Raw genomic sequence first — 14,428 nt, forward strand, 5'->3', positions numbered from 1 at the left:
ATCATAGGTTCAGTGGATTTGAAGTGACTACTGGCTGTGCTTATCAGGGTGCAACTGAACACCTGTTGCAATGTAATAATAATAATCCTATAAATGATAGCTGGGCTTATTGAATTGGATATTTTATGACTGTTCAGATTAAAAAGTTACTTCCTTCAGAGTGGGAAAGCGCATTCCCGATCATTGCTCAACTAAGAAACATCACCAAAGGCGAATTTTTAAAAAGCGTAAGAATTCAAACTCTGAACGGATATGAGCTTGTTGCTGCTGTCCTCGAAGAAAGGATTATTGGTGTGATGGGTATAAGACCTGTACACACGCTGGCACGAGGTTCTCACCTGCACATTGATGATCTGGTCGTTGATGAGAATGAACGCCAATCAGGGACAGGCAGATTGCTTCTTGATTTCGCTGTTAGTGAGGCTCAAAGCAGGGAGATGAATTTTGTTTTTCTTGATGCAAGGAAAGAGGCAATTCCATTCTATGAAAGGAATGATTTCATCTTCCACGCTTCTCCTTCAATGAAAAAAATCCTCTGATTTCACCGGGTTTAAGGCATGATTATTTCTTATTCTTGCAACAGAGGAGAACGAGTCTGATTGCTGTAGCCTTAATGTTGTCTTGAACCCATTATCCTGTGCTGCTTCATAGCTTCCAACCTCTTGCCCATCCACAATGGAAATAAAACTTTCCGCTCTCATGCTGAACTCTGCAGTTAAAGCATTTGATTCTCATTTGCAGCCGGACAAATAGCGTTGTAACGTTGAGGCTCCGCCACAACGTTAAGGAAAGGAAAATGAAAGCTGCTGTTGTTAATCAAGACCATTCAGTGGGCGTCGTCGAGAAGACTCTGCGCGACCTTGAACATGGTGAGGCACTTTTAGAGATGGAGTGCTGTGGTGTATGTCATACAGATTTGCATGTCAAAAACGGTGATTTTGGTGACAAGACCGGGGTCATCCTCGGCCATGAAGGGATTGGCATTGTAAAGAAAATTGGCCCTGGAGTCACTGCGCTGAAAGTGGGCGATCGTGCCAGCGTCGCGTGGTTCTATAAAGGCTGCGGGCATTGCGAATATTGTACAACCGGTAACGAAACGTTATGCCGACAGGTCATTAATGCAGGGTATACCATTGATGGTGGCATGGCTGAGGAATGTATTGTCTCGGCCGATTATGCGGTGAAAGTTCCCGACGGTCTGGAGTCTGCTGCTGCAAGTAGCGTGACCTGCGCAGGCGTGACCACTTATAAAGCCGTAAAAGTATCAGGCATTCAGCCGGGTAAATGGATTGCTATTTATGGCCTGGGCGGTTTAGGTAATCTGGCTTTGCAATATGCGAAAAATGTCTTCAATGCCAAAGTGATTGCTATTGATGTTAATGATCAGCAATTAGAGTTTGCCGCCGATATGGGCGCAGACCTGACCATTAATATGCTAAAAGACGATGCAGCAAAAATTATTCAGGAGAAAGTCGGTGGCGCTCATGCTGCGGTGGTAACGGCAACGGCGAAATCCGCTTTTAACTCAGCAGTTGATGCGATGCGAGCGGGTGGGCGTATTGTTGCGGTGGGTTTACCGCCGGAATCAATGAGCCTGAATATTCCTCGTTTGGTGCTTGACGGCATTCAGGTCGTGGGTTCACTGGTCGGTACCCGTGAAGATCTTGCCGAAGCGTTCCAGTTTGCCGCTGAAGGTAAAGTGGTGCCGAAAGTCACCAAGCGTCCGCTGGGCGATATCAATGCGATATTCCATGAAATGGAACAAGGCAAAATTAAAGGCCGGATGGTGATCGACTTTACCCATAAGTAAGCTTTTCAGCGTATCGGGTGACGCAGCTTAATGTCTTTTGCTGCGTCACACATGGCTTGATCTTGAGACGGCACAAAAAAAAGCCCGCTCGGGGCGGGCTGAAAGGGGTAATGCGAGGGTCTTACACACTATGAAGGACAGTTCACAGTGGACACAGGAGAAGAAACATCGTCTTCGGATATAAAAGTAACAAACCCAATGTCTATTTATGTCAAAACTAAGTAAGTTTATTTCCCGACTTGTAACCCCTTCAGAACACTGTTTACTTACCCGCTATACTCAAATATTACATGTGAAAAATCAATGTGCTGCTAAAGCCTGGTGGTGCTAAAGGAACACTATGCGATATTGGGTAAGCGTTATTGTGATTATCATTGTTGCCTGGTGCAGTGGCCCGTGGATAAGCCGTCACGTTCCGTCGGAATATAATCCTTTCTCACCGGTGACAATTAATGACCCGCCAAACTTCATCACCCGCTACAAATTAAGGAAGCTGGATAACGATCCTCAGCAATGTCTGGCTGTGCTTGAACGTGCCCGGCAAGAGGGAGCGATTAATTTTACCCGCGCCGGAAATACGGGCGGGAAATGCCCGCTGACTGATGCAGTACGGGTTCGCGGATTTGGGGATGTTTCATTGAGTTCAAGCTATCTGGCGAGCTGTCGTCTTGCACTAAGCAGCGCAATGTTTGTTGCACAGGTGGCGAAACCGCTGGCCATTCAGAAACTCGGTTCGCCGCTGGTACGTATCCATCATTTGGGCAGTTATGCCTGCCGGAACGTCTATAACAAGCCCGATGCCAGACTTAGCGAACATGCCACGGCGCAAGCGCTGGACGTTGCCGGTTTCTCGCTGGCTGACGGACACCATATGACAGTTCTGAAACAATGGCCTCAGTCTGGTGCAGAAGGGGAGTATGTGCGGACGTTATTTTCAGAGAGTTGCCCGTATTTTGGCAATTCCATCGGGCCGGAATACAATGCAGCGCATGCCAATCACTTTCACCTCGGCATGCGCTGGTTCGGTTTTTGCCGTTAATCCGCTAAATAGCGTTCGACCAGACGCGTCCAGTAGGCTGCACCAAAGCTCAGGCTGTCATCATTAAAGTTGTAGGCCGGATTGTGTAGTACCGCACTGTCTCCATTGCCCAGGCGCAGGAAGCAGCCGGGCTTCTGTTGCAGGAAATACGCAAAGTCTTCACTGCCAGAGATTGGCGGAAGATTATCGATCACGTTTGCTTCACCCAGCAATTCTTTCGCCACTTCCATAGCGAATGCCGTTTCCTGGTCATGATTTACCAGCACCGGATATCCGGAAACATATTCAATTTCAGCGCGGGCGCCGTAACCGGCAGCATGATTTTCCACCAGAGTGCGGATACGTTTTTCAAGGATTTTGCGCACTTGAGGATCGAAGGAGCGAACGCTCATTTCAAGGCGCGCTGTTTCCGGGATGACATTCGCCGCATGGCCTGAATGTAATGAGCCTATGGTCACTACCGCTGTTTCATTGGGATCAATATTACGCGAAATAACCGACTGCAAGGCGATGACCAGACTGCTGGCAACCAGTATAGGATCCACCGTCATATGCGGTCGGGCCGCATGCCCGCCATTGCCATGAACTGTGATATTGACCGTGTCGCAGGCTGCCATAAACGGGCCGGAACGGAACATCATTTTGCCAACCGGATAGCCGGGATGATTATGTAACCCGTAGACGGCATCACAGGGGAACCTTTCAAATAACTGTTCGGCCAGCATGCGCTCTGCGCCGCTGTTAAATCCAATTTCTTCCGCTGGCTGGAAAATAAGATGCACGGTGCCGGAAAAGTTTTTGCTGCGCGCAAGCTGCGCGGCGGCGCCCAGCAGCATCGTCGTGTGGCCGTCATGGCCACAGGCATGCATTTTTCCGGGAAACTGGCTGGCGTAGCTTACGCCCGTTTGTTCGGTGATGGGCAGAGCATCCATATCTGCACGGATACCGATGCTGCGGGACCCGCTGCCAAGCTTCATGGAGCCGACAATGCCATACCCGCCAACGGCGGTGGTCACCTGATAGCCAAGAGATTCTAGCTTTTCAGCGACGAATGCTGCGGTTGCAGATTCTTCATTGGAAAGTTCTGGATATTGGTGCAGGTGCTGGCGAACCTGGCGCAATTGTGGAAGGAGATCTGCCACGTCAGCGAGGGTGCAAAGTGATTTCTTATTCATTATGGGATCTTTTTTGCCTGAAAGAAATCCGGCCGTTATGGCCGGTGCCACGTCATTACCTTTGACAGAATGCAATGTGAAATTCAGGCTGGCAATACCTAAATGAGACAGGAAAAGGTCTTTTGAAAATAATGGAATGTTCAATTCAATAACGGTATGCAATTGATGTAGCAAGCTAAAGTTTTTTCCGTGGCATTACGCAATTCAGTATTCTGTTGCTGGATGGTGTGAGCGGTTGCCTGTACCGTTGTGAGGTGAACGGGCTGGCAGGTAATTCAGGAAATATCAGGCAAATGGTTTTCCATCCACCTGATAAAAGGTCGCAGATAAAAAGCAGAGGGCGGGAGGTAATAGCGGTGTTCAGGCAGGCAGATAACTTATTGAATGCTCGAGTGAGTCACATTGAGAATCGATAAGCACATTCCATACGCCTTTATAAGGGATCCCGACATAAGCGGTATTTTGATCGTTAATTGTCAAAATATCGCCGAAACCTGAGTGGTGTCCTTTTCGCTCAACATCATTTTCACACATCAGATGAATGTGACATTTTTCTGAACAACGTATGACGACAGTGTCGCCACCAAACAGACTCAATCTGGCTCGAACGATAGGCATGGCTTCCCCCAATAAGATAAAACACCGGAAATACGCTGCAACCGAACACTACCTGATCTTACGCCACCCGAACCGGGAGTGATATTGGTCACAGAACGCTCTGGAATCTATAAAACCAGACAAAAGAGGGGGGAATAATGACCTTAATCAATAGTTGTAATAATCTTCCGAAGATTAATTGTTAGCCACTCGGGCACATGTAAATGAAAATGATCTAATTTCAAATAAGGAAATTGAAATGTTGTTGTCAGGTTATCGACAGGTGAGGAACCCAGATGAACGGTAACATACAGAGCGGATTTTTCTGCGAATTGATAATGTGTGTTCATTCGTTACAGAGTAATAAAATAGCTGCTTTTTCTTTCACAAGCTGACACCCTATAGGCTTATGGCATGTGCGCTCGCTTTAAATTGATTATTATCGGATTTTTTGCCGTCTCACGCGCCCCTTTTGCGGGTGATGAAAAAAATGCGGGCGCTACACTTTCTCATTTTATCCAGTTATAAGGGCATCGGATGAATTGCTCCGAAAAATTCAAATATCTCAGAAACTTCAGTGCGTTATCCCTGGTTCTGAATGCTTTTTTTAGCCTGCCGGCACATGCGGATGACGCACTGTTACGGGCGTGTGGTAATGCAAAAACAGCCAAGGATTGCCAGTTGCCTTTCCAGCAGGGACTTTCCCCTGTGCAGATGGCGTTATCCCGCGAACCACTCTGGGGTTATGTGGATACCACCGGGCATATGGTAATCAGGCCTGATTTCAGTGAAGCCCGGGGCTTTGTGAACGATCTGGCTGCTGCGAAAAAAGACGATAAATTCGGGTATATCGATAAAAAAGGCCACTGGATTATTGAGCCCAAGTTTACACGGGCAACCGATTTCAATGCTCAGGGCACTGCCCTGGTCGTGACCGATAACCGTCTGGTGCTGATTGATCGCAAAGGTGCGGTCATAAAAACGTTGCCGTTTGCCGTTTCTCTGGACAGCCAGGGATTTGTGCGCGGTCAGGCACTGGCAAGCGTACAAACACAAGTTTCTCCTGCGTTGTGGAATGCCTCAACGGATCGTTCCCTTTCCCTTCCTGATGATGTTATTGCCCTGGACTTGCCTCAGTCCGGGCTGATCCCGGCTAAAAAGCGGGATTCTGCACAAGACGGTTACTGGGGATATCTGGACGAAAAGGGTGACTGGGCAATTGACCCGATGATCCTGAAAACCCGTGATGAGCCGCAACTTGGCGGCGATGTCGTTGCGGTGAAAACTAAGAACGTCTGGATGTTCGTTGACCGGCAGGGTGTCTCGTTAAACAAAGAGCAGTATAAATCGGTGCGTCTGCTGGTGTCGGGGAGCTGGCTGGTTACAGGCACAGATAACAGCAAACAACTGCTCAGCAATAATCTGGAAAAAGTACAGGATATTCCTGCAGATCAATCTGAGAATATCCTTGTCTGGGGCAAAGCTACGCTGGGAACGGGCAGTAAAGGTATTGTGATTATTGGTGCTGATAACCACGTTACTTCGCTGAAAGTGAATAAGCCGCAAGTTCTGCAACAGGCGAACCGCCTTTGGGTGATGCAATCTGAGGGTAAAACGCCTCAGGTTGCGCAGATCTATGACAATAACGGCGTAGCACTTCTTAACGATGCCACGCTGACAGCGCTGAAAGATTACCAGCTCAGGCCGCTGGGTACGTCGCCAATGACCGATGACATCAGTTCTTTGGCGCAAGCAGATAGCCATGCAGCAAACAGCCTGCCATGGGCAGTTCTGACGCCCGCTGATACAACAAAACCGCCTGCAATTCTCACCTCCCAGGGAAATGTGCTTTCTGATCCGCAGTGGGCATCGGTTGACGGAGATGCTTCTCAGGCACCGTTGATCATCCACACGGAGAATAAAAAAGCAGGAGCGGTCGATGCGACAGGCAAATGGGTTATCCAGCCAGTATTTACCCAAATTTCCCCGTTTAACGGTGACTATACCTGGGCCACTGACAACGCTGGAAATACAGAGGTTAAGCACCTGATTGATCGTAGTGGTAACGCGATTGACGTTCCGGCAAATATTCAGCAAGGTACTCAGCGTTTGTCATCCGGGCTGCTGTTTTATACTGAGGGTGAAAAAGACGCTCAGCGCTGGGGATTATGGGATATCGCGAGCAAAAGCATCAAAGTTTCTCCTCAGTTTATCCAGATTGATTCGTTTAACGACGGTTACGCGCTGGCGCAGACAGATGCGGGCTGGGGCGTTATCAGAACCGACGGCAGTTGGGCGATCGCGCCTGATGCGGGCCGTAGCGGTAAATTCCAGTATATCGGGCAGGGTGTCTTTACTCTTTCCGATAACGATCAGCCAGGTGAACGCGGTGCACTTGCCAGCCATTACAGCCTCTACAGCGCTGAAAGCGGTCAGACTTTAGCGACAGATTTACTCTCAAGACCGCTGCCAGTAGGACACCACCACTGGCTGGTTCAACCTGCCAGTGGTGGTGTTGCATTGCTTGATAATGCAGGGCGTTTTCCTGTCAGCAAGGCAATTACTGCATCCTCAAGCTCTGTTGATGGCGACTGGGTTATGCTCAGTTTTTCCCCTCATTTCGGGGCAGTTAACAGCCGGGGTGACTGGCAAATTCAGCCGCTTTATACCGCTGAATTTAATTTCATCCCACCTCTTAATCTGAGCCGTGCTGTCAGTGATGGCCGTATTACACTGATTAATGATCATGGGGCGGTGCCTTTAGAGGGGTTTGAGCAGGCTCAGGCGCTGAACTCGATGGCGCGTTTGGTCATGAATGATGACGCTACCGGCGAGACTGTGTTGTATGACAATGACGGCAACGAAATTCAGCGTTTCGCCGGGCTCAATAGTCTGCAAGCGGATAAAGCCAGCTCCGGGGTGATCCCTGTACGCGATGGCAACGGCCTGTATGGTTTTGTTGATCAGCAAGGGAAGAAGCTGATCGGTTCTTACTTCGATCAGGTGGGCGCAATGAGCAATAATTTTGCTACCGCCATGAAGAAATCGACTTATGGGAATCTGCTGGGCTATATCAATACTACCGGGCGCTTTGCTATTTTACCTAAGTTCGACTGGGCGAATGATTTCAGCGAGAAACATGCCTGGGCAGGGGGTAAAGGCGTGGTCAGCTTGCTTAACAGTGATGGTGCTGTGCAGGCTAAAATTCAGGTGCGCTGTAATCAGCGTGTCATTGTGGATGCAAAAGGGGCTTATCTCTGGCCAGCCAAGGCTCCTGCATGCGATAACGGGGGTAATTAATGTTTGTCAGCAAATCTTCAAGGCTACGAAATGCACTCCGTTGTGCGCTGAATACCAGCAGCACACTGGCCTTATTGACGCTGACAGCCTCTGCAACTGCGGCTGAACCCGACAGTTGTTTTGCTCCGTTACCGGCGTCACAGGCGGAGGTGCAAACGCATAATGCATTGCCTGCGGTTCAGAATGTATGTATCCGCGATGTACATGAAAGCCGTGCAGCAGTGCTTTTGCCTGCTGCGGATACGCAGGGCGAACGTTGGGGCTTTTTAGATAACCAGGGACAACTGGTCATTAAACCCGTTTTTGAAAAAGTCGGTGACTATCATTTTGGTACCGCCGCTGCCATGCAACAAGGCAAGTGGGGATTTATCGATCTGACCGGAAACTGGATGATTCCGCCGGCTTTTGATCATGTTCAGCCCTTTACTGAATCCGGGCTGGCTGTGGTGACGGCAGGCGGAAAAACCCAGATTATTGACCGCAAAGGGGCACAGGTCGGTAAAGCGTTGGATGAATTAGTCGATGACGCCACCCTTAGTGACGGCGTTCCGGCCCGCCTGAGTCTGACGTATAACAGTGTTCTGCTTTCGCCTGACGGTGTCCGCCATGTGGCGACCGACAAAATGGAAGTCGTGGAACCTTTTGGCCCGAAAGATCTCTTTATCGCTTTTAACGCCAGCAAAGGCTACGGCATTGTTGATGGTAATCTTACCTGGCGTGTTCTGCCGCAATACAGCGCGATTACTCTTGATCCGCAAAACCCTTCTGTCGCGATGGCGAAAAATGCGGAAGGAATTACGTTAATTCGTACCGACGGCGTACCGGATGAACAAAAGTACTTGTCTGTCAGTGAAGAAACCGGGGCTTTTTGGCTGGCGAAAACTGCGGAAGGGATCAAGTTACTGGATAATTCCGCTGGGGTTATCGCAACCTTTAGCGCAGCAGAGGCCTCTTCACTGTATGTCTCCGGTGATTATGTGTTGAATCCCGTCACTAAAGACACTCTGACATTATATGTACCTGGACGTAAGCAACCTCTTTCGTTGCCCGTTGGCAGTGAGCCCTGGGAGCAGGACACCGGTGAATATCTGATCACCACTAAAGGTAAGCCGAAAAAGGTTAATGCGATTGTTGCACCGTCCGGAGGAATAATCGGTGGCTCGCAGAATGTGGGATGGCTGGCGCAGATTACCGGCGCAGAAGTGATCAACCACCGTTTGTGGTTGCGTAACGAACAAGGAGATGTTGTCAATATTGTGGATGCATCTGGAAAGGCGTTACTGACTCAGAAGAATATCAGTACCCTTGATGGAAGCCGGATTGAACCCCTGAATATCAGTAATGATACCACTTCTGCACAATCACCACTGGCGTTGATTCGCCCCGGTTTCGGAAACGCTAAAAACGGTGCCGGCTTCCTGCGTCCGGACGGCTCGCTTCAGCTTGAGAGCAAATGGCAGGATATTCAACCTGCTGATGCAAGCGGCAATATCGAACAGTTTATTGTTACAACGGCTGAGGGAACCGGTGTTATCGATGCGCAGGGCAAAATGGTTATCCCGCTGACAGAAGACAATATTTCGCCATTTGTTCATGGCTATGCGCTTGATTATCTCGATGGGAAATTGACCGCCCTGGATCACGCAGGTAAGCATTATGATTTGCCTGGCGTTTTCGAGATTGAGTCTGTTGGTAATGGCTGGTTCCGTTATCGTGAAACTGCAGCCGACGGCGCGCTCTGGGGCATTTTTGATATCAACACGCAGAAAACGGTTGTTCAGCCCTCTTATCAGGATGTCGGTGACTACGCCAACGGGCTGGCGGCCTTCAGAGCGCCGGGGGGCCTATGGGGCATCGTGGACAGCCAGGGTAAAACCATTGTTGAAGCGAAATATGCTAAGGCAAAACGCATCAATTCTGCACTCTGGTTACTGACCCAACCGGCCGCCGCTGACCAAACTGAATCCAGTGTGGTTGCTGAAATCATAGGCAATGATGCGAAAGCAAGAATCGCTCCAACGGCCGGGTTATCAGTTACTCAGTTCAGTGATGGACGTATTCTTGCCACCTCTTTCGCAGGGCAGTCCTGGCTTTTGGATCCTCAAGGCAACATTGAATTGCATGAACAGCAAACCCGTATCAGTGCGCTGGGTGATTGGGTAAAATTATCCCGTAAACCACAGCAAGGCTATATTTCTGCGCAAGGAGAATGGCAAATTCAGCCAGTGGCGGAAGTTGCCCAAAGTTCTGCTTTTGTACAAGGCCGCGCTCTGCGTTCGACACCTGCAGGGTATGAGCTGATCGATGATAAAGGTGTGCGGGTAGCGGCTATGCCTCAGGGCCGATGGTCAATGCCGTCAGCCAGCGCATGGTCTGTCTCTTATGACCCGCAGGATGGCGCGCCAGCAACCCGTTATGTCGATAACACCGGTAAATTGATGCTGACGGTACAGGGACAAGCCAGTCTGATGGTGAATGATCACGCTGTACTGACACGCTCAGACGGTACGAAAACCTGGATAAACGCTCAGGGGAAACAAGCCGAAGGCATGGCGTATGCAGACTTAGGGTTGCCTGTGGATGGCCTGGCCTTCGCCAAAACTAACCATAATTACGGTTTTGTCGATATGCAGGGTAACTTTGTCATTGCCCCACTATTCAGTGCCGTGTCCCCCTTTGACAGTGGGGTTGCCGTTGTTTCAACACCTGCGATGTCGATGATGATTGATAAAACAGGTAAACCGCTTGCAAGGGTCGATAGGGAATGCGGTATTGCCGTTTTATATGGCACCGGCAGTGAAAGACAGTGGCCGGTAGCGATGCCGGAGAACTGCAGACCTTAGTACATGTTACGGCTTGCAAAACCCGCTGCGGCGGGTTTTTTTGTGCTAATGTTTAACTGTTATGGCAGTGAACTATCTCAATTGAAAGGATAAATTATGATTCCGCAGATCCCACTTAAATACAGGGATGCAGAGCGCTGGTCGTTTGGTGATACCGAGTCGTCAGCAGACGAACTGGCTAAGCGTGTTATTGAAGGCATAAAAACCGCCACCTGTTCTAATCTTGATGATGACCCGGAACCAGAACCAGGCGAAGTCTTTGTGGTGGTTGATGGCCGCAATAATCCGGTGTGTGCCGTACAACTGACCGAAGTGAAACAAGTTCCTTTTGATCAGGTGACAGAACAACACGCCTGGGAAGAAGGTGAAGGCGACCGCACGCTGGCTTACTGGCGCGCTGAACATCAGCGTTTCTTCGAAGAGTACGAGATGTTTGAACCCACTATGCCATTGTTACTGATGAAGTTTCGGATGATAGAGAAGTTCTAAATCTCTGAGGGGCCTGATAAGGAAAATCAGGCCTTAAATCCCCGTCGCTATATGAACAGTCTGAAGTGGTCTGTCCGGCGTTCAGGAATATGTCATGTCCGTGAATCCAGTGTCTCATCGCGCTTTTACAACCCTTTCCGGTATACCTTATTTCAGTCAATGGGAAGACCCTGATTGCGCTGCCGGCATTATTGCCGGTGAACTTGAACTGAGTGATATCGAACTCTGGGCACAATCTGGCGCATCTAGTCAGCAGGAATTTATTGAGTGGGCAAACCATGTCTGTGGGATGTGCTGTCTGAAAATGGTGCTGGCAGCTGTTTTCGGAAAAGTAGTGCCTGTTCTTAACCTGACTCAACACAGCCTGCCATATGGCACCTATGTGCGTGAGGGGGATAATATTAAGGGTTTGATTTATGCGCCTTTTGTTGAGTATGTACGGCAGGAGTTGGGGCTGAAAGCAGTCGTCAAAGTGGGAATTTTTGCTGAGGATATTGCTGCACAAATGGCCGGTCACCGGTTCTTCATGGCTTCGGTGCATCCGTCAATTCGCATACCGGAGACCGTTCCGCCGTCTAAAGGTGGGCATCTGGTGCTGGTGACGCATGCTGACAGAAAGTATATAACCTTTCATAATCCCTCCGGTCATGATATTCGCACGCAGCAGGATGTCACATTACCGGTGGATGTCTTTGCCCGCTTTTTTGCCGGACGGGGTATTTCACTGGTTGAAAACGCTGGCTGACCGCAAGCGGCATGGCGAACACAATTCCGTTCGCCATGCGGTATTACTCCAGTCGCATGATCCACTCATCTTTCTGTTCGTCATACTTCTCCTTGTATAGCACCGAGTGACGACCATCCACTACGGCCGGGACACTGGTGTGGTCATCCCAGGCATCAAGTTGCATACACAAATCAGGATCTGATTTGCAGGGGATGTGCACTTTATCGCCGCCTTTTGCTTCAGGCGTCGAGAGATGTGCATCGTCAATTTCGTAACTGCCAATTCTTATGCTCGATTTTCCCATCAGGTACTCCTTGCCAGAGTGACGTGTGTGATTTCAGTAACATCAGGTACGACCAGTTGGCCTCCCTATATGAGGATAGCTGACAGCACAAAAAGTGCCAGCCGAATTTTTAACGAAGCAGAAAACAGCCAAAAGAAAGAGGAGGGGAAGATAAAACAGCCGCACGGCAAATAGCGCACGGCTGCACAAAAGATTAAAGTTGATTAAACCTGACGGAGACGGGCATGGCGTTAATCTGGTTGCGACCATTGTTCTTTGACAGATACAAAGCTTCATCAGCGGCGCTCACAATATCCGACTGATCCTCAATGTCCGGATCCTGATCTGGCATATAAGTCGCAATTCCCTGGCTAATGGTCACGCGGTTAAATTCGCTGAAGCTGTGCTTGATACCCAGTGCTTCAATTGATTCCATAATGTGCTGTGCCACAATCCACGCACCTTTCAAATCAGTATCCGGCAAGATCGCGGCAAATTCTTCGCCGCCAAAACGTGTCACGACATCGGTACTGCGTTTGAGTGATTTTCGCAAGGTACGGGCTACCAGGCGCAGGCAGGCATCACCGGAAAGATGTCCGTAGTGGTCGTTAAAATGTTTAAAGTAATCGATATCTATCATCACCACGGTCAGCGGCGTGCGGTTACGCTTGGCACGCATATATTCGTGGCTGAGCACTTTTTTAAACTCACGCCGGTTCGGTAATTTGGTCAGTGAGTCTGTGCGCGCCTGAATTTCCAGACGGCGGTTAGCTTTGACCAGTTTCAGTTCCAGCAATTTACGTTCATGAACATCTTCAGCGGTACCGTACCAGCGCTGAATAGAGCCGTCGGAGGCATAACTCGCTGCCGCACGAATACGCATCCAGTTCCAGCCGCGGTCAACGTGGCAGAAGCGAACTTCAATATCCAGTGGTGCGCCTGTTTTCAGGCAATGTTCCCAGGTTTGTACGGCAGCACGGCGGTCTTCTATATGCATACTCTGGATCCACTTATCTGCCAGAATATCCTGGCGCGTCATGCCGGTGATCCGCTGGAAGCGTGAGCTGACGTCGTTAAGCAGGCCGCGCGGATCTGCTGTCCACGGGATTTGCGGGTTCAGCTCAACCATATTGCGGTAATGCTCCTGGCTTTCGCGCAGTGCCCGTTCCATCCGTTTAAGGCTGGTAATGTCCGTCATCGCGACGGAAAGGCCATTAAGCTGATTTTGTGTATCACAGGCCGCTTTGATACGGACAAAGAAAACTTGATTCTTACCGGGGATGGAGAATTCGCGGTCAGGCGTGGTTTCATTGCGCTGCGCAAGTTCCAGTGCGTTATTGAGCAACGGAGAAAGGCCGGGCAGGAACACGCCAACTTTACGGCCAATCGCTTCGTATGGTTGCAAACCGATAATATTCGCCATGGCATCGTTTACGGTGACATAGCGCATTTGCAGGTCAATAAAACACAAACCGACCGGTGCATTGGAATAAATGGTTTCAAGCTGGAAGAGGCGCTGACCAGGAGCCTGATCAAGGCTGGTGAGATTGCGGTCGATCCCCCGATAACCCCGGAAATTACCTTCATTGTCAAACAGCGGAACACCGCTGGTTTCAAGAATGACTTCCGTACCGTCAGGGCGGATGTTGCGGTTTAGCAGACCACCGAAAGGTGCGCGCCGTTCGACGATAGCGGCAAACTGCTCGCCGACCCGTTTGGCTTCATCGGGTGGCATGAAGTCAAACGGCGTTTTTCCTAATACTTTTTCAGGCGGAACTCCCAGAAACTCGATGCATTTATTCGAAGAAAAAACATAACGCCCCTGCGTATCGACTTCCCAGATCCAGTCAGAATTGTTATCGATGATATCCCGCAGGCTGGCCATTTGCTGTAATAGCAGTCCATCTGCTGATTCGAGTTTCATTTCATCCGACATGACACTTCTCCGACTGGCAGGTCTTTACTCAACATCAGGCATTAAGGTTTATATCTGAAAATGATATATCACTAGCAATGTTATCTTGATGGCAATAATACATGTCACGGTAGGATTATTCCTACTTATAATTCAATAAACCTTTCTGGATAATATAAATAATTATCGACTATATACAGCATAAAATTTTGACTAAGTAAGGGTTCTATACACTTTGTCATCCGGATTT

At 49.3% G+C, this 14,428-nt stretch carries 11 protein-coding genes; 7 read left to right on the forward strand and 4 right to left on the reverse strand.

What is annotated here, in order from left to right; all coding sequences use genetic code 11:
- Positions 1-125 precede the first annotated feature (125 nt).
- The 3 genes from J1785_RS11520 (at position 126) to J1785_RS11530 (ending at position 2,849) form a co-directional block, all read left to right on the forward strand.
- Positions 126-539, forward strand: a complete 414-nt coding sequence (locus tag J1785_RS11520) for a GNAT family N-acetyltransferase (protein WP_129990460.1) — start codon at positions 126-128, stop codon at positions 537-539.
- A 257-nt stretch (positions 540-796) separates the two neighbouring features.
- Positions 797-1,810, forward strand: a complete 1,014-nt coding sequence (gene adhP, locus J1785_RS11525) for an alcohol dehydrogenase AdhP (protein WP_129951758.1) — start codon at positions 797-799, stop codon at positions 1,808-1,810.
- Positions 1,811-2,150: 340 nt separating this feature from the next.
- Positions 2,151-2,849 carry an extensin-like domain-containing protein gene (locus J1785_RS11530; protein WP_217219445.1) on the forward strand — a complete coding sequence of 233 codons (699 nt, stop codon included), beginning with the start codon at positions 2,151-2,153 and terminating at the stop codon, positions 2,847-2,849.
- Here J1785_RS11530 and J1785_RS11535 read toward each other — a convergent pair.
- Both J1785_RS11535 and J1785_RS11540 read right to left on the reverse strand, forming a co-directional pair.
- Positions 2,846-4,024: a M20 aminoacylase family protein gene (locus J1785_RS11535; RefSeq protein ID WP_217219446.1), complete on the reverse strand. Its 1,179-nt coding sequence runs from the start codon at positions 4,022-4,024 to the stop codon at positions 2,846-2,848. The two genes, J1785_RS11530 and J1785_RS11535, sit on opposite strands and share 4 nt — an antisense overlap.
- A 360-nt stretch (positions 4,025-4,384) precedes the next feature.
- Positions 4,385-4,642, reverse strand: coding sequence for a DUF1883 domain-containing protein (locus tag J1785_RS11540; protein WP_217157183.1), 258 nt, complete (start codon positions 4,640-4,642; stop codon positions 4,385-4,387).
- Between the two features lie 516 nt (positions 4,643-5,158).
- Between J1785_RS11540 and J1785_RS11545 the strand changes: the two genes are divergently transcribed.
- The 4 genes from J1785_RS11545 to J1785_RS11560 all read left to right on the forward strand — a co-directional run bounded on the left by J1785_RS11545 (position 5,159) and on the right by J1785_RS11560 (position 11,998).
- The gene (locus tag J1785_RS11545) at positions 5,159-7,921 is read left to right on the forward strand and encodes a WG repeat-containing protein (protein ID WP_217219447.1); all 2,763 of its coding nucleotides are present in this window, start codon (positions 5,159-5,161) and stop codon (positions 7,919-7,921) included.
- On the forward strand, positions 7,921-10,764 hold the full coding sequence (locus J1785_RS11550) for a WG repeat-containing protein (protein ID WP_217219448.1): 2,844 nt from the start codon (positions 7,921-7,923) through the stop codon (positions 10,762-10,764). Before J1785_RS11545 ends, J1785_RS11550 begins: the two co-directional genes overlap by 1 nt.
- Positions 10,765-10,860: 96 nt before the next feature.
- Complete coding sequence (locus tag J1785_RS11555) at positions 10,861-11,253, forward strand: ASCH domain-containing protein (RefSeq protein ID WP_129951752.1); 393 nt, start codon at positions 10,861-10,863, stop codon at positions 11,251-11,253.
- Between the two features lie 94 nt (positions 11,254-11,347).
- Positions 11,348-11,998 (forward strand): hypothetical protein, encoded by a 651-nt coding sequence (locus J1785_RS11560; protein ID WP_217219449.1) that lies wholly within the window; start codon positions 11,348-11,350, stop codon positions 11,996-11,998.
- A 43-nt stretch (positions 11,999-12,041) separates the two neighbouring features.
- Here the strand turns inward: J1785_RS11560 and J1785_RS11565 are convergent, their stop codons facing one another.
- Positions 12,042-12,284: a YebV family protein gene (locus J1785_RS11565; RefSeq protein ID WP_013576157.1), complete on the reverse strand. Its 243-nt coding sequence runs from the start codon at positions 12,282-12,284 to the stop codon at positions 12,042-12,044.
- Between the two features lie 193 nt (positions 12,285-12,477).
- On the reverse strand, positions 12,478-14,199 hold the full coding sequence (locus tag J1785_RS11570) for a sensor domain-containing diguanylate cyclase (protein WP_129951750.1): 1,722 nt from the start codon (positions 14,197-14,199) through the stop codon (positions 12,478-12,480).
- Positions 14,200-14,428: the final 229 nt, after the last annotated feature.

Origin of the sequence: Rahnella perminowiae (assembly GCF_019049755.1) — a bacterium.
Lineage (GTDB): Bacteria > Pseudomonadota > Gammaproteobacteria > Enterobacterales > Enterobacteriaceae > Rahnella > Rahnella perminowiae.